13 protein-coding genes are annotated in these 15,757 nt (G+C 73.1%); 6 read left to right on the forward strand and 7 right to left on the reverse strand.

The features are described 5' to 3' along the window. Nucleotides 1–17: 17 nt before the first annotated feature. Nucleotides 18–1,067 (reverse strand): methyltransferase, encoded by a 1,050-nt coding sequence (locus tag WMF26_RS50050; protein ID WP_437998474.1) that lies wholly within the window; start codon nt 1,065–1,067, stop codon nt 18–20. A gap of 334 nt (nt 1,068–1,401) precedes the next feature. Between WMF26_RS50050 and WMF26_RS50055 the strand changes: the two genes are divergently transcribed. Beyond that, nucleotides 1,402–2,229: a toll/interleukin-1 receptor domain-containing protein gene (locus tag WMF26_RS50055; RefSeq protein WP_437998475.1), complete on the forward strand. Its 828-nt coding sequence runs from the start codon at nt 1,402–1,404 to the stop codon at nt 2,227–2,229. Between the two features lie 24 nt (nt 2,230–2,253). On the opposite strand, the gene WMF26_RS50060 is transcribed toward WMF26_RS50055, so the two are convergent. From WMF26_RS50060 to WMF26_RS50070, 3 genes are read right to left on the reverse strand one after another with little or no spacing between them, the layout of a single operon-like run. Beyond that, entirely contained in the window at nt 2,254–3,120 is an 867-nt protein-coding gene (locus WMF26_RS50060) for a helix-turn-helix domain-containing protein (protein ID WP_437998476.1), read from the reverse strand. A 57-nt stretch (nt 3,121–3,177) separates the two neighbouring features. Next, the gene (locus WMF26_RS50065; RefSeq protein ID WP_437998477.1) at nt 3,178–4,329 is read right to left on the reverse strand and encodes an SUMF1/EgtB/PvdO family nonheme iron enzyme; all 1,152 of its coding nucleotides are present in this window, start codon (nt 4,327–4,329) and stop codon (nt 3,178–3,180) included. A gap of 11 nt (nt 4,330–4,340) precedes the next feature. Continuing rightward, nucleotides 4,341–4,886: a TlpA family protein disulfide reductase gene (locus tag WMF26_RS50070; RefSeq protein ID WP_061621161.1), complete on the reverse strand. Its 546-nt coding sequence runs from the start codon at nt 4,884–4,886 to the stop codon at nt 4,341–4,343. Between the two features lie 232 nt (nt 4,887–5,118). Here WMF26_RS50070 and WMF26_RS50075 point away from each other — a divergent pair, with 232 nt between their 5' ends. The 5 genes from WMF26_RS50075 to WMF26_RS50095 all read left to right on the forward strand — a co-directional run bounded on the left by WMF26_RS50075 (nt 5,119) and on the right by WMF26_RS50095 (nt 12,469). After that, on the forward strand, nt 5,119–7,809 hold the full coding sequence (locus WMF26_RS50075) for a HEAT repeat domain-containing protein (RefSeq protein ID WP_437953116.1): 2,691 nt from the start codon (nt 5,119–5,121) through the stop codon (nt 7,807–7,809). 241 nt (nt 7,810–8,050) lie between these two features. Continuing rightward, complete coding sequence (locus WMF26_RS50080) at nt 8,051–8,431, forward strand: hypothetical protein (protein WP_020742126.1); 381 nt, start codon at nt 8,051–8,053, stop codon at nt 8,429–8,431. Continuing rightward, a complete protein-coding gene (locus WMF26_RS50085; protein WP_437998478.1) occupies nt 8,425–10,674 on the forward strand; it encodes a M20/M25/M40 family metallo-hydrolase in 2,250 nt (749 codons plus the stop codon). Before WMF26_RS50080 ends, WMF26_RS50085 begins: the two co-directional genes overlap by 7 nt. 86 nt (nt 10,675–10,760) lie before the next feature. After that, on the forward strand, nt 10,761–11,780 hold the full coding sequence (locus tag WMF26_RS50090) for a formylglycine-generating enzyme family protein (protein ID WP_437998479.1): 1,020 nt from the start codon (nt 10,761–10,763) through the stop codon (nt 11,778–11,780). 200 nt (nt 11,781–11,980) lie between these two features. Then, nucleotides 11,981–12,469, forward strand: coding sequence for a hypothetical protein (locus tag WMF26_RS50095; protein ID WP_437335025.1), 489 nt, complete (start codon nt 11,981–11,983; stop codon nt 12,467–12,469). Nucleotides 12,470–13,019: 550 nt separating this feature from the next. Here WMF26_RS50095 and WMF26_RS50100 read toward each other — a convergent pair. From WMF26_RS50100 to WMF26_RS50110, 3 genes are all read right to left on the reverse strand, one after another. Further along, nucleotides 13,020–13,439 (reverse strand): hypothetical protein, encoded by a 420-nt coding sequence (locus WMF26_RS50100; protein WP_437998480.1) that lies wholly within the window; start codon nt 13,437–13,439, stop codon nt 13,020–13,022. A gap of 324 nt (nt 13,440–13,763) precedes the next feature. Continuing rightward, nucleotides 13,764–14,615 carry a ketopantoate reductase family protein gene (locus WMF26_RS50105; protein ID WP_437998481.1) on the reverse strand — a complete coding sequence of 284 codons (852 nt, stop codon included), beginning with the start codon at nt 14,613–14,615 and terminating at the stop codon, nt 13,764–13,766. Between the two features lie 8 nt (nt 14,616–14,623). Next, the gene (locus WMF26_RS50110; RefSeq protein WP_438002500.1) at nt 14,624–15,718 is read right to left on the reverse strand and encodes an NADH:flavin oxidoreductase; all 1,095 of its coding nucleotides are present in this window, start codon (nt 15,716–15,718) and stop codon (nt 14,624–14,626) included. Nucleotides 15,719–15,757 lie beyond the last annotated feature (39 nt).

A 15,757-nucleotide genomic window follows, 5' to 3' on the forward strand; every position in this document is an offset into this window, starting at 1 on the left:
GCGCTCGTGAAGGTATCTCAGACCCGCGCCGCCTCGAAGATCCGGTAGAAGCTCGGCGTCTCGCGCACGCCCTTCACGGAGAGCCCGGCGGCCTCGAGCAGCGCGCGGTACTCGGCCTCGGTGCGCTCGCGCCCGCCCGTGTTCACGAGCATGTTGATGTCGCTGAACGTGAGGACCCACTCGAGCGCCGCGTTCCCGCGCTGGGCGGGGGCGGGCGGCTCCACGACGAGCAGGCGCGCCGCGCCGTCCATCGCCTCGCGGCACTTGCCCAGGATCGTCAGGCTCCGGGCGTCGTCCCAGTCGTGGATCACGCTCTTGAGCACGTAGACGTCGGCGGCCGGCGGCGCCGCGTCGAAGCAGCTCCCCGCGACGAAGGAGGCGCGGGCGGCGACGCCGCGCGACGCGAACAGCTGGAGCGCTCCCTCGCGCGCGTGCTCGAGATCGAAGACGACCCCCTCCACGCCGGGGTGGGCCTCCAGGATCGCGCAGAGCAGCGCGCCGTAGCCGCCGCCCACGTCGACCACCCGGCGCGCGCCGCGCAGATCCGCGGCCCCGACGATGCCGGGCGCGACCCCGCGGGTGAGCTCCACCATCGCCTGGTGGAAGATCGCGGCGGCGGCCGGGTCGCGCCCCATCTCGTCGAAGTGCTCGGTCCCGGACGGCGCCGCCGCGCCTCCGTCGCCCCACGCCATCCGGCCGGTGCGGACGCAGTCGGTCAAGCGGCCCCAGGCCGTCCACACGCCCGCCCCGCCCATGAGCCGGGACCACGCGCGCCGCGAGCTCGGGGAGCTCGTCTCGAGGCATCGCCCCATCTCGGTGAGCTCGAAGCGGTCCCCGCGGGGGGCGAGCAGCTCGAGCGTGACGAGGGCCCGGAGCAGGCGCTCCGTCGCGTCGGGGTGCGTGCCGAGCCGCGCCGCGACCGCGCCGCTCGGGAGCGGCCCGTCGGCGAGGATGTCGGCGACGCCGAGCTCCGCGGCCGCGTGGACGACCTGCGGCACCCAGAGGCTCATGATCATCTGGTTGAGGCGGACGGCAGGGGGCAGATTCGTGGGAGACCCGGTCGACATGGTGTTCGCTCCTTCGGGGCCTACCTTGGGGAGCGCGACGCCGGGGGTATTGTAAAGATTTTACCTTGCCCCCTGCCGGGTCGCCGACCGCGAATTTGCCGTGCCGAACCGTCGCGAGCCACCGCCGTCGCCGGGAGCTCGGGGGGTGACGACGGATCGCACATCTCCGAAGCCATGGATATGCGTGCGCAGGACGGATCCCGGCCGGTAAGCCCTGCACCTCGGCGGCGGCGTTCCTCGATGTACAGACTCGCCAGGATCTGGATGGTAATGAAATAATCTGAACAAGGCCGCTCCGCTCGTCCGCCTGGCTCCTTCCTGATACGCTATCCTCGTGTTTCCTGCGCCTCTACCGATCGACGTCTTCATCTCGCATGCAGCCGCGAACGAGAAGCAGAAGGACGTGCTCAGAAAGCACCTGTCGGCCCTGAAGCGCGAAGGGAAAGTCCGCACCTGGCATACCGGGCGCGTCGGGGTCGGCAGCGATCGGGAGGCCGAGCTCGCGGCTCGCCTCGACGCGGCTCACCTCATCGTCCTTCTCGTCAGCGTTGATTATCTCGCCGCCGACGCGCAGTGGCGAGAGATGGAACGGGCGCTCGGGCGCCACAACGCCGGGCGGGCGCGGGTCATCCCCATCCTCCTCGACGCGTGCGACTGGGAGGGTACGCCGTTCTCCGCCCTGGCGCCGCTGCCCCCCAACCGCGTCCCCGTGATGTCGTGGAAGCGCGAGAGCGAGGCGTGGACCTCCGTGACGCTCGCGATCCGGGCCGCCATCGCCGACTGCGCGCACAGGAGCGCTGCGCCGACCCTCATGGACACGAGCGAGCCGGCTCACGCGGCACGCACGGAGAGGACACTCGACACGTCCCCCGGCGCTGCGACCCTGCCCGCAGCTGGGAAAGGCAGCGACCCGCCCGCACGACAGCGAGGCAGCTCCAGGGCCTCGACGGCGGCTCGCGCGCTGATTGCCATCCTCGCGCTCGGCCCGGTCGCGGCGATCGCGCACTTCATCGCGCGATTCACCACGGCAGGTCAGCCGGCAGGCGCGGCGGCGGCGGACGCGGGGCCGGCAGACGCGGGACCGACGGCGCGACCGCGGATCCCTCCGCCGAGGACCGTGACCGTCGGCGAGCCGGAGCCGCGGCCGCCGCGCAGGCCCTAGCGACACGGCGTGGGCGGCGAGGGATCAGGGGCTCATGCCGGCGAGGTCGATCAGCGTGGCGCGCGCCCGGGTCGGGGTCGTCCCGGTGAACTGCTTCACGTCCCGCGCGAGGTGCGCCTGGTCGTAGTAGCCGAACCGCTGCGCGAGCTCGGCCCAGGTCCCGGAGGCGCCCGCCTTGAGGTGCTGCACCAGGCGCTCGAAGCGCACCAGGCGGGCGAGGAGCTTGGGGGGGACGCCGACGTGCTCGCGGAACAGGTCGATCACGTGCTTCTGGCTGTAGCCGAGCTCGCGCGCGAGCGCCCGCATGTCGACCGCGCCCCCGCGCTCCTCGATCCGCCGGAGCGCCCACGGCACCACGCCGAGCGCGTGCCGCGCCTCGTCGACGCGCTCGCCGAGCGCGCGCTCGATCAGGTCGAAGCGCGCGTCCCAGGTGGGGAGCTCCTCGAGGCGCTCGGCCAGGTGGGCGTGCTTCCTCGGCAGGAGATCGCGCGCGGAGATCACGCGCCCGGTGAGCTCCGCCATCGGCACGCCGAAGAGGAGCCGCGCCCCGATGGGGGTGAGGTTCACCTGGATCCCGCGCTGGAGGCCGTCGTGCTCGGTGACCGTGAAGCTGTCGTCGAGCCCCGCGACGAAGCCGCCCGGGTACGACGCGTGGCGGCGATCGCTCCCGGCGTCGAACACGCGAAGCGGCGGCCCGAACTCGATGATGACGACCACCTGCGGCATCGGGAACTCGGCCCGCCGCAGCGGCCCAGGCGCCTCCTCCGTGTAACCGCAGTAGTCGCGGAGGTAGGGGCGGAGGCGCGGCGCCGGGGGCCGGGTCGCCATCTCCCAGCGGCTCTCACCGGACGTGCCGCGCGCGATCCGCGCGCGCTGAGCCAGCGCTTGCATCGAGGGGCAAGGCTACCCCTCGGCGCGGGCGCGATCCAGCCGCGGCGCCCGGGCGCCTCAGCGGACCGTCTTACAGCACCTGAACCCGAGGTGGTAATTCACGTGCCAGGCGTTCTCCATCGGCTCCACGTGCCAGCGCGGGCTGAAGGAGCAGTGATCGGGATACGTCTCCTGCCCCTTCGGCCGGGGGGCGTCGTGCGCGCGGGCGACCTCGACGTAGAACCAGGCGCTCCCCTTGAGCTGGCTGTACAGCTTGCCGTCGTCCCGGTCGCGGCGGGTCATGATCTCGGCCACGTTGCCGTGCTGATCGAAGACCCCGAACCGCGAGCGGCACGCGGGGTAGGCGCCCGCCGGCTCGGTGTCGGTCGCGCACGTCTCGTAGGCCGAGCGCGCCGTGTCGGCGTCGCAGGGCTTGCCGTCGATGTCGCGGTGCCGCGTCTGCGTGTGGCAGACGGCGAGGTCGAGCTCGTCGCCGTAAGCGTACGTCCGCGGCGCGCCGCCCTCCGGGTCGCCGCGGCACGCGAGGCTCCACTCGTCCTCGGTGCAGAGGCGCTTGCCCTGGAGGCTGCACACCGACGCCGCCTGCGTCGGGCCCGCCCACACCATCGGCAGCTCGCACGGCTTGTTGGGGAACTCGAAGATGTCGATGCAGAACTCGGCCGGCCTCGCCTTCCCCCGCACGGTCTTGAAGACGGGCACCATGTTCTCGTGGCCGCCGCAGCGGGCGCGCTGCTCCTCCGTCTGGAGGACCACGCCGCGCAGCCCCTCGAGGCACTGCTCCTTCGAGCGCGTGTGCCGCGCGAGCGCCCTGTTGCCCTGGTTGATGCGCGACGGCCCGCCGCCGCCGAAGTTCTTCTCCAGGAAGAGCTCGGGGTTCCTGAACTTGCGCTCCCGCGGCGTGAGCTCCTTCAGCGAGAAGAGCCGCACCAGGTCCTCGCGCGCCTCGTAGTGGATCGCCATCGGATCCCCGGCCGGCGGCGGCGCGTCGGCCGCCGGCGGCGCCTCGCCCCCGGCCGGCGGCGGCGCGCCGGCAGACCCAGCCGCCGGCGGGGCCGCGTCCCCCGGGCCGGAGGCCGCGGGCGCCGCGGGGCTGGCCGCCGGCGCGGCGGCGTCGCCGGGGCCGCGATCGGGCTCGCCGCGGGAGCAGGCGGCCGCGGCCGCGGTGAGCGCCGCGAGCGCGACGCGCGAGGGTCGGGAGGGCCGTGACACGTGGAGCGAGGTCAGAGGGTCGCCGCGACGATCTCGGAGAGGCTCGCCTCGTCGACGATGCCGGTCAGGTAGGCGGCGACGTTCCCCTGCCGGTCGATCACCACGAGGCTCGGCAGTTTGTCCACCCCGTACCGGACCGACGCCTCCTTGGCGTCGTCGATGAGGATCGGGTACGAGAGGCCCTTCTTGAGGGCGTATTGGCTGGCCACGTGGGGCGGATCGTCCACGTTGACGCCGAGCACCACGAGCCCCTTCTTCTCGTACCGGCGCGCGATCCGGTCGAGGATCGGCGCCTGGACCGCGCAGGGGCCGCACCAGGTGGCCCAGAAGTCGAGGATCACCGGCTGGCCCTTGAGCTCGGCGAGCTGCATGCGCGCGCCGGGCTCGCCGTTGGCCGCGACCGGCAGCGTCACGTCGGGGGCCACCGCGCCGACCATGCCCCCGACCCCAGGCGCGAGCCGCGGCAGGATCGCAAGGCCGAAGAGCGCGCTCAGGGCGATGAGCACCGCGACTGCAGGGTAGAGAATCTTACCGGAATTGGACTCGGGTTCGGCCATACGGGGCCCTGGGCTTCATAGCAAATCTTTGGGCCTACGTCCGAGCGGCTCTGGTACGGTCCGGCGCCTCGACCGGCCAGGCGCTGCGCCGCCTGGCCCGGGGTCGGGGGCGCAGCGCGGCTCGCCGCGCGACGCCGCCGCCGCCGCCGGTGGGGGTCGGGGGCGCAGCGCGGTTCGCCGCGCGCTGCCACCGCCGTCCGGGTCACGTCGTCGCCCGCGCGCTGGAGGAACCATGCTGGATCGTCCGAATCTTTCACGAGAAAATCCCGCGGGGCCCCGCGGGCGGCGCCCGCCGCCCGGGCTCCCCCCGGCCAAGCGGGCGGCCAAGTGGCCCCCCGATGACAACGACCTGCCCGGAGCCCCGCCGGCGCCCGCCGGCGGCGGCTTCGCGGACGACGGCAACTTCAAGCGCGGCCGGTTCAGCCCGGTGTCGATCGTGGTCGGCCTCCTCCTCGCGCTCGGCGCCGCCGGCGCCATCTGGTTCGGCGTCAAGCAGGACAGCCAGAAGATGACGGTCGACGCCATCTCGAAGGAGAAGAAGAACATCTTCGTCCTGCCGAAGAAGGACCAGCTGCCCCTCTGGCGGAAGTGGGCCGCCTCGAACGCCGAGCCGTCGCTCCAGCAGGAGGCGCTCATGCAGCTCGCGTGGGCCGGCGACCCCGAGGGCGTCACGCACGCGACGACCGCGCTCTCGCTCCAGGACCACCGCGTGAAGGGCGTCGCCGCGCAGGTGCTCGCCTACTACGGCTCGCCCAAGGCCGACGGCGCCAAGCCCGCGCTGCTCGAGGCGCTCAAGGTCGCGGACGAGAGCGACCGGCCCCAGATCGTCTGGGCCCTCGTCGAGCTCAAGGAGCCGGCCGCGTTCAAGGACGCGATGGACCAGTACCGCAAGGGGTTCCTCTCGAAGGTCGAGCGGCTCGGCGGCGGCATCGCCTTCGATCCCGAGAAGCTCGCCGGCCTCGTGTCGCTCGACGAGCTCGCGAAGCTCGCGACCGACGAGAGCGCGTCGGTGCGGCAGCTCGTCGCGACGGTCCTGTCGCGCAACGCCGAGCCCAAGTGGACGAGCGCGCTGATCACGCTCGTGAAGGACAAGGACGTCGAGGTCGCGCGCGAGGCCGCGAACGGCCTCGGGCGCATCGGCGACGAGACGGCGCGCGCCCCGCTCCTCGAGGCGCTCTCGAACGCCGACAAGGACAGCCGCCAGCGCTTCCTCGAGGCGCTGCGCGACGGCATCGGCGGCGAGGGGCTCGTCCTCGCCCTCGACAGCGTGAAGTCGGACCCCGAGGAGACGACCTGGTTCCAGACGAAGCAGATCATGGAGATGCTGCGCGAGCTCGCCGATCCGCGCGCGGCCGACCCGCTCGTGAAGTGGATCGAGGCGAAGAAGCCGCCGCTGCACTGGCAGGGCGAGGCGGGGACGCGGCTCGCCGAGGTCGGCGACATCCGCGGCGCCAAGTACATCGGCGAGCGGATGCTGGCCGACCCGCTCAAGCTCTACAAGCTCGAGAAGTTCTGGGAGGCGGACGAGGGCGGGCACCTGTCGCGCACCGACCTGCCGCGCGTCGTCGGCGCCCGCATGCTCGCCGACCTCGCCACGATCCACGCGGACAAGGCCGCCGAGCTCAAGGCCGCGGCCGAGTCGCCGGTCATCCTGTGGCTCAAGGATCGCCCGCAGCCGCACGCGAACGGCCTGCGCTTCCTCGCCACGATCCGCTCCGAGAAGATCCTGAAGGACATGCGCGACTGGGCCTTCCCGACGGACCCGCTCCCGAAGGAGGGGCAGCAGCCGCCGTTCCCGGCGGCGTTCGAGACCGCGCAGAGCGCGCTCCGGTACATCGGGCGCATGAAGGACGAGCCCTCCTTCCCGCGGCTGCTCGAGCAGTTCAAGCGGAAGAAGGACCCGAAGATGGACATCACCCAGGACGGGCTCCAGGGCGCGGGGCTCGCGATGATGGGCATGGCGCTCCGCGCGGTCGCCTACGGCGCGGCGCAGGGGCTCGCCGAGTGGGGCGACCCGCGCGCGGTGGAGCCGCTGACGAAGCTCATCGAGGACGAGACGTGGCACGAGGAGGCCCGCCAGGCCGCGTGCGAGGCGCTCGCCTGGTGCGCCGACGACAAGACGATGGTCGAGGTGGCGAAGAAGGCGAAGGATTTCGCGAGCAAGAAGGAGCCGCGCAAGCAGCTCATCGGCGCCTGTTACGCGTCCGCGCTCGCGCTCCGGCCGGTGCCCAGCGCCGCCGGCGAGCTCGTCCCGCTGCTCACGGCCGACGTCGAGCCCGGGGTGCGCATGGCCGTCGCGCGCGCCATCGGCATCGGCGGCTTCGACGAGGCGGCGCAGAACCAGCTCTTCGAGAAGCTCAAGGACGTCGAGGTCCGGAACGCGGCGGCGCTCGCGCTCATCCTCGGCGGCACGAGCGACACCGCGGCGCGGACGGTCGCGATGTACGCCGACTTCGACAAGGGCGCGCTCGACGACCTCAAGGACCACTACTACCGCGCGTTCGGCTACTGGTCGGACGAGGACTTCAAGCGCGGCAACCTCTACCGGTACGTCGCGAACGCCGAGGCGGTCACGCGGGTGAAGGTCGCGGACGCGCCGCAGGAGTGGGCGCGGCAGCGGCTCCAGGCCCAGTTCGACAACCTGAAGTACGACAACGGCCCGCACTCCGAGACGCGCGTCGTCCTGCGCTACCGGCTCTACCAGGCGGCCAAGAGCGGCGACGGCGAGCAGAAGAAGGGCGCGATCGACACGCTCAAGTTCATGAAGGAGAAGGGCGCGCTCATGGCCCTGCGGCACGAGCCGGGCGACACCGGCGCGCTCGCGAAGCGCGCGTTCCACGAGCTCATGAACCCGAAGGCCACCGTGGCCGAGGACCTGAGCGCGCTCGCCCCGGCCAAGGGCGGGGGCGCCGACGTGCAGTAGCGGCGCGCGCCTGCGCGATCGGGCGAGGGGCCCGGGAGCTCTCGAGGGAGGCCGTCCTCCCCCGGGGATCCCGGGCTTCCTGTTTTTGTCGAGGCTGCGCGGACGAGCCCGCGCCGGCGCGTCGGGGGGGCCCTGGCGACGGGCGGCGGGCGCGTGTCGGGCTGGACAAAGCGCGCGTTTCGGAAGAGTGTTCGCGCCGAGGTGCACTGTGGCTACCTGGCGTGATGAGCTCAACGAGGCCGTGAAATCGAAGGCGGAGCGCGAGTCGGAAGAGCTCGCGCGGCACAAGAAGCGGGTCGCCGAGGCGCTCGCGGCCGCGGAGTCGGCCGTGTCGCAGGGGGCCGAATCGCTGAAGTTCGCGCACGAGAGGCTGCAGGACAAGGGGCAGCCGGTCGTGCTCTCGCAGGAGCAGGACAAGCACCGGCTCGCGCTCGGCGAGTTCAGCCTGGCGCTGGAGCTCCTGCGGGAGTCGGCGATCGTCCGGGTGACCTTCGGCGACGGCAAGCCGCGCGAGTTCGACTTCGCGAAGGACAGGCACATCGCGCCCGCCGACGTGGAGGAGTACATCGGGCGCCGCGCGCTCGAGCTGGTCCGCGCGGCGCAGAAGGCCGCGCCGTGGTGACCGCCGGGCGCGCCGGGGGGCGCGCGCCCCGCGCGGCGGGGCTCCGCCCGGGCCTCGTCGCGGGGCTGCTCGCCGCGCTCGGGGCCTGCGCGCCTCCGGCCGCGCCGCCCCGCGAGGCGGCCGCGCCGCCGGCCTCGGCGCCGGCCGCCGCCGCGGCGCCCGCCGCGCCGGCCTCGATCGGTCTCGACCCCGCCGCGGAGGCGCGGATCAAGGCGGACGTCGCGTACCTCGCGTCGCCCGAGCTCGCGGGGCGCGCCACCGGCGAGCCCGGCGCCGAGCTCGCGGCCGACTTCATCGCGCGCCGCTTCGCCGAGCTCAAGCTCGCGCCGCTGGGCGGGCAGGGGGGCGACGCGAAGGCGTACCGGCAGGCGTTCGAGGCGCGGGTCGGCGCCGACGTGGCGCCGGCGGCGCTCGCGGTGCAGCGCGCGGGCCGGAAGCAGAGCGTCGAGGCCGGCAAGCTGGTCACGGCCGACGGGAGCGCGAGCGGCGCGGCCTCGGGGGCCGCGGTGCTCGTGGGCCACGGCGTGACCGCGGCGGCGCTCTCCTGGGACGACTACGGCGGCCGCGACATCGAGGGGAAGATCGCGGTCGTGCTCGACGGCGTGCCCACGCTGGGCGGCGGCGCGGAGGCGGCGCCGCAGGCGGGGGCGAAGGCAGAGCCGCATGGCGGCGCGGCGAAGGCAGAGCCGCATGGCGGCGCGGCGAAGGCAGAGCCGCATGGCGGCGCGGCGAAGGCAGACCCGCATGGCGGCGTGGCGGCCGGCCCGCACGGCGGCGCGGCGGCAGACCCGCACGGCGGCGCGGCGCAGGCCGGCCCGCACGGCGGCGCGGCGCAGGCCGGCCCGCACGGCGGCGCGGCTCACGCGGACCCGCACGGCGCGGCGCACGCGGATCCGCATCACGCGCCGTCGCCGCGGCCGGCCGACGCGCTCCGCGACTTCGGCAGCGTCCGCTACAAGCTCCGCACCGCCCGCGAGCACAAGGCCGCCGGCGTGATCCTCGTCGCGGCGGGCGACGAGCTCCCGCGCGTGTCGGACGACGCGGCGAGCATGGGCATCCCGGCGGTGGTGATCACGCGCTCCGCGGCCCGGGCGCTGTTCCCGACGGCGGGGCTTCCGCCGCCCGCGAAGCCCGAGGCCGCGAAGCAGGCCGCCGCGAAGCCCGCGGCCGCGAAGCAGGCCCCGGCGAAGGCCCCTGGGCCGAAGCCGCTCGACGGCGTCACCGTCGAGATCACGACCAAGGTCACCCCGCGGATGGCGCCGGCGTCCAACGTGATCGGCCTGCTCCCGGCGCGGGACGGCTCCCCGCACGCCGGCGAGTACGTCGTCGTCGGGGCGCACTTCGATCACCTCGGCCACGGCGGCAACTCGTACTCGCGCGCGCCCGGCGTGCACGCGGTGCACCCGGGCGCCGACGACAACGCCTCCGGGACCGCGATGCTCCTGGAGGTCGCGCGGCGGTTCGCCTCGCTCCCCGCGCGGCCGGACCGCAACCTGCTGTTCATCGCGTTCGGCGCCGAGGAGCTCGGCACCCTCGGCTCGCGCCACTTCGTCGATCACCCGCCGGCGCCGCTCGCGGGAACGAAGTCCGTCGTGGCGATGATCAACGCGGACATGGTCGGCCGGATGCGGGAGGACAAGCTCCTCGTCGACGGCCTCGGCACCTCGCCCGACTGGAAGCCGATCGTGGACGACGCCGCCCGCGGGCTCGGCCTCGCGCTCCAGTTCGGCGTCGAGGGGTTCGGCGCGAGCGATCACACGTCGTTCACCGCGTCGCGCGTCCCGGTCGCCTTCCTGTTCACGGGCGTCCACGAGGACTACCACCGGCCGAGCGACACGGCGGACAAGATCGACGCCGCGGGCGTCTCGCGCTGCGCGGTGCTCGCGGCGCGGATGGCGCTCGCCCTCGCGCAGCGCGACGCGCGGATGGCGTTCACCGACCCGCCGGCCGACCCTCACCGCAGCATGCGCCGCGGCTTCCGCGCGTCGCTCGGCACGATGCCGGACTACGCGTACCAGGGGCCTGGCGTGAAGCTCACGGGCGTGCGGCCCGACGCGCCGGCCACGCGCGCCGGGATGCAGGCGGGGGACGTGATCGTGCGCATCGGCGCCCACGCGATCACCAACATCCACGACTTCATGTTCGCGCTCGGCGAGCTCGAGCCGGGCCGCGAGGTCGTGATCGAGGTGGAGCGCGGCGGCACCCGGGTGCCGCTCAAGGTCATCCCCGCCCCCGGCCGATGAGCCGGCGCCGCCGCCGCATCGCGCCGCCGGCCGCTCCGCGCCGGCGGCGCAGGGCCCTCTGCCGGCGCTGCGCGGGGGGCCTCGTCTTGCTGTGCGGCCTCGCGGCGGCGCTCCTCGGCTGCGATCGCCGCGAGCCCGCCGCGACGGACGCCGCGGCCCCCGCTGCGCCCGCGAGCGCCGGCGGAGCGGCGGACGCCGAGCCAGCGCCACCCGACGGCGCCGCGGCGGAGCCGCCGGACGCCGCGGGGCTGCCCGACGCCGCGGCGCTGCCCGACACCGCCGCGGCCCTCGACGGCGCGACCGCGTCGCCGTCGCCCGACGGCGGCGTGTCGGACGCCGGGCTGCCCGGCAGCTCCGCGGGGTGTCCGGACGACATGGTCCTCGTCGACGGCGACTACTGCCCCCTGGTCGAGCAGATCTGCCTGAAGCACCACAAGGAGTACGAGAAGGACCAGGCGCGGCGGGAGAGCCCGTACGGCGGCGTGGAGGGCTCGACCAGCGTCAGCGAGCGCTGCCTCGAGTACAAGCAGCCGACCGCGTGCCTCTCGAAGAAGCGCGCGCCGATGCGTTACTGCGTCGACCGGTACGAGTGGCCCAACAGGAAGGGCGAGCTCCCTGCGCTGCTCGTCTCGTGGCGCGAGGCCGTCAAGGCGTGCGAGGGCGTCGGCAAGCGCCTCTGCACCGAGGACGAGTTCAACTTCGCCTGCGAGGGCGAGGAGATGCTCCCGTACACGTACGGGTTCGTGCGGGACGCGACGAAGTGCAACATCGACCGGCCGTTCTGCCAGCGCGAGCTGACGCTCTACCGCTACGAGCGGTGCATGCGGCACCCCAAGTGCAAGGCGGAGCTCGAGCGGCTCGATCAGCGCGTTCCGGCCGGCTCGATGCCGGCGTGCGTGTCGCCGTTCGGCGTCTACGACCTCAACGGCAACATCAACGAGTGGGTCGTGCGGCCGGGCCGCAAGTCCCCGGATCGGAGCGGGCTCAAGGGCGGCTGGTGGGGCCCGATGCGCGGCCGATGCCGCCCGACGGTGGGGTTCCACAAGGAAGAGGATTACGGCTACGAGCAGGGGTTTCGTTGCTGCAAGGACGCTGCGCCGCGGTGAGCGCACGGTGGCGCCGTCATTTTGGCGGGCGCGTGGCCGCCGACCGGGGGTACGCTCGCCTCCAGCGGGCCCGCGACGCGGCGCTCGCCGGCGAAGGGCCTGCGGTTGCTCCTCCGGGGGCCGGGGCTCAGATCTCAGCGGCGGGTCGGCACCGGCCCGCTGCTCACGCGGGGAAAGCCCCGCATCTGCGGGAGACCTTGATGAAGCGATCCATGTGGTTCACCAGCGTGCGCTCGGCCGCGGCGGTCGTCCTTGCTCTCGGAGGCCTCGGGCTCCTGTCCTCCGCGTGCCGGGGCAGCGAGGCCGAGGATCCCTCGAGCCAGCAGTACAACGCCTACAACCAGCAGCCTGGGTACCAGCAGCCGGGGCAGTACCAGCAGCCCGGGTACCAGCAGCCTGGGCAGTACCAGCAGCCTGGGCAGTACCAGCAGCCGGGGCAGTACCAGCAGCCGGGGTATCAGCAGCCGGGGCAGTACCAGCAGCCGGGGACGACCGCTCCGGCGACGACGGCGCAGCCGAGCCCGCTCGCGCTCCCGTGTACGAACGACATGGTCTGCGGCACGCACAAGTGCAACACGGCGGTGGGCAAGTGCGCCTTCCCGTGCGCCGCGAACACCGACTGCGCGGCGGGCTTCTCGTGCATGGGCGCCGGCTCGGCGACGGCGATCTGCGTGCCCGGCGGGCAGTAGGGGGCGCGTGGTCCTGCGCTGATCTGCGCCTTGCTTCCGTCGCGTCCCTGGTTTTGTGAGGGTGGCGCCTTCTCCGGCGCCGCCAAGGCGATCGGCGCGTGCCGGGGCAGCCGAGCCTGGCCTGGGGGGCTGGCGCGTCCAGTCCCTCGGGGCAGCGGAGCTGCTTGCCGCGACCGCATCCGGTCACGGCGGGGCAGCTGAGCATGGCCCGGGGAACCGGATCCGGTCTCTCGGGGGCAGCTGAGCATGGCCCGGGGAACCGGATCCGGTCACGGCGGGGCAGCTGAGCATGGCCCGGGGAACCGGATCCGGTCACGGCGGGGCAGCTGAGCATGGCCCGGGGAACCGGATCCGGTCACGGCGGGGCAGCTGAGCATGGCCCGGGGAACCGGATCCGGTCACGGCGGAGCAGCTGAGCATGGCCCGGGGAACCGGATCCGGTCTCTCGGGGGCAGCTGAGCATGGCCCGGGGGACCGGATCCAGTCTCTCGGGGGCAGCTGGGCAGGTAGTGGCCAACTTCGGCCATCCGCTTGATCTGGCTAAGTTTGCCTACTCCGCCATGTAGGACGCGTCGATGAACGCACGTTCCAAATCGAAACGCTGTCGCCCAGCATAATCCAGACCCGCTCGTAGGTCGGATACCAAGGATTCTGCTGTGACGAGTACCTTGATGATCTCTTCTCTTGCTCGCGGCTTCCGCGACAGGTCGCGGTACACCCGAACGACGTCAGGGTTCCCTGGGTCGCGTCCCGCGTACATCAAAAGGCGCAGCAGTGTCAGGGCACGATCGGACTGCTGTTCAAGAAAACGTTTCAGCTCTTGAGCGGCCGGTCTGGCATTGGGCACGGCGCCGTCCGACGGGCCGAGCGGAAGCCCTCTTACGCGCTGCCTTTCCTTGCCGGTTTCGGCAGCGAGCACGAGCGCTTCGTCTACGACGGTCTTAAATGTTCGGGTTTGGACAGATGTCATGCGCGGAGCTTAGTCCCGAGGTGATGCGTCGTCGAACAGCGACAGCTGCACCGGCTTCCTCGGCTTCGGCGGCCACGAGAACAGGTCGAGTTGCACGGCTTCGGCCGTCTCCGGCGACGCGGCCGGCTGGGCTACCTCCGGTGCCTTGACGACCGCGGGCGACGGCGCAGGGGGAGGCGTCCTTGGCTCGGGCGACGCCGCGCCGATGCCGCCTGGCAGCACGCGCAGAACCCACGCCCGGCGGGGAGCTCCCCATCTCGAGATCGTCGCTGTCCTCCCTCTGAACCGAGCGCCGACAGGCGATCGCGCGCGCCGTTCTCTTCTTCAGGGCCGAATGGCCAGCAGCGCCGGCGTCTGACCAGGCGCCGCGGCGGCGATCGCGTCGATCAGCGCGCGCGGCTCGGCGGGCCCGGTGGCGCCCGTCTTGCGGAGCGCCTCGACCCGGCTGAGCGTCCACACGAGCGCGGCCGCCGCCGGCGTGGGCAAGCGGCTCAGCGCGGCGATCGGCGCCGGCGTGATGGTGTTTCCGAGCTCGCGCACCACGCGGAGCCCCTCCTCCAGGGCGCGCGCCACGTCCGTCGCTTCGGCCCACGACACGCCTGCCTTTCGCGCGTGCGCGGTGACGACGGCGACCATCACCGGCGCGACGAGCGCCGCATGGGTGCGCAGCCAGCTCTCCATGTCGGGCTCCACGACGGCGGGGATGCCCGCGTCCGTGAAGACCTTCGCCCAGGCCGCGTCCGTCACCGGGGTGACCATGCCTCGGGTGACGATCCTCGACGTCAGCTTGCCGTCATCGAGGGTCGCCAGGATCGCGGGGAACCCGAAGGCGACGCGCGCCGCGCCCACGGCGTCGCGGAGTCGGCCGAGCGGCTCGAAGGTGTTGAACATGAACATCACGGTCTTCGCCGCGCTCGCGGCCAGCGCGGGGAGCACCTCGTCCACCTGATGCGCGAGCACCGTCACGAGCACGAGATCCCACGCCGCCGCCTCGTCGAGCGCGGCGCTCACGCCCACCGCGGCGCGCTCCCCCGCGGCGGTCACGATGGCCTCGTCCCGCCGCAGCTGCGCGAGCCGCGCCCCACGAGCGACCACCGTCACCTCGTGCCCCGCCCGCGCGAGCTGGAACGCGAACGTGCTTCCGATCCTACCAGCGCCCACAATGGCAATCTTCATGATCCACCTCAGAAGTAAGTGCCGAGGCTCTCCCTCGTGAAATTCGTCAGCTCGGCGGTGCGCCCCGCCTCGATCTTCTCCACCCAGGCGGGGTCGCTCAGCAAGGAGCGCCCGACGGCGACCAGATCGAAATCCCCGCGCTCGAGGCGGCGCACGAGCTCGCCGAGCCCCCGGGGCACGGAGGCTTCGCCCGCAAGATTCCCGAAGAGATCGCCCGACAGACCCACGGAGCCCACGGTGATGGTGGGCTTGCCGGTGATCTTCTTCGCCCACCCCGCGGTGTTCAGGTCGGAGCCGGCGAACTCGGGCTCCCAGTAACGCCGCTGGGACATGTGGAAGATATCGACGCCGGCGTCCGCGAGCGGCGAGAGCCATTGCTCCATCTCCTGCGGCGTCTTCGCCATCTTGTGATCGTAGGCGCCGACCTTCCACTGCGAGAGGCGGAGGATCACCACCATCTCCGGCCCGACGGCCTCGCGAACGGCCTTGAGGACCTCCACGGCGAAGCGCGTCCTCTCGCCGAGGGTCTTTCCGCCGTACTCGTCGGTGCGCTGGTTCGTCGCCTCGTAGAAGAACTGATCGATGAGGTACCCGTGGGCGCCGTGCAGCTCGACGGCGTCGAAGCCGAGGCGCTTCGCGTCCCCCGCCGCCCTGCCGAAGGCCCGCACCGTGGCCTGCACGTCCTCACGGGACATGTTCGCCGGACCCTCCAGATCCGCGGGCTGCTCGTAGCCGTTCGGATCTCGCGTCGTGAGCCCGACGTGCCACAGCTGGGGGGCCATCTTTCCCCCCTCCCTGTGCACGGCGTCGATGACCTTCTTCCAGCCGTCCAGCGCCCGATCCCCGTAGAAGTGTGGGACGTCGCGCAGATGGAGCTTGCCCGGCCGCTCCACGACCGTCCCCTCCGACAGGATCAGCCCGACGCCGCCGGCCGCGCGCCGCGCGTAGTACGCGACGTTCGGCTCGCCGGGCGCGTTCCCCGGCGATTTCTGGCGCGTCATGGGCGCCATGACGAGCCGGTTCTTGAGCGTCAGCCCCTTCAGCTGAAATGGCTTGAAGAGCGCGCTGACGTCCTCGTGCTTGTTCGGATCCCGATCCGTCATCTCTCCGTCCTTCCTCTGGTCCCCCGCCCCCGCCGCCGC

Source organism: Sorangium sp. So ce185, from assembly GCF_051526825.1.
GTDB lineage: Bacteria > Myxococcota_A > Polyangia > Polyangiales > Polyangiaceae > Sorangium > Sorangium cellulosum_D.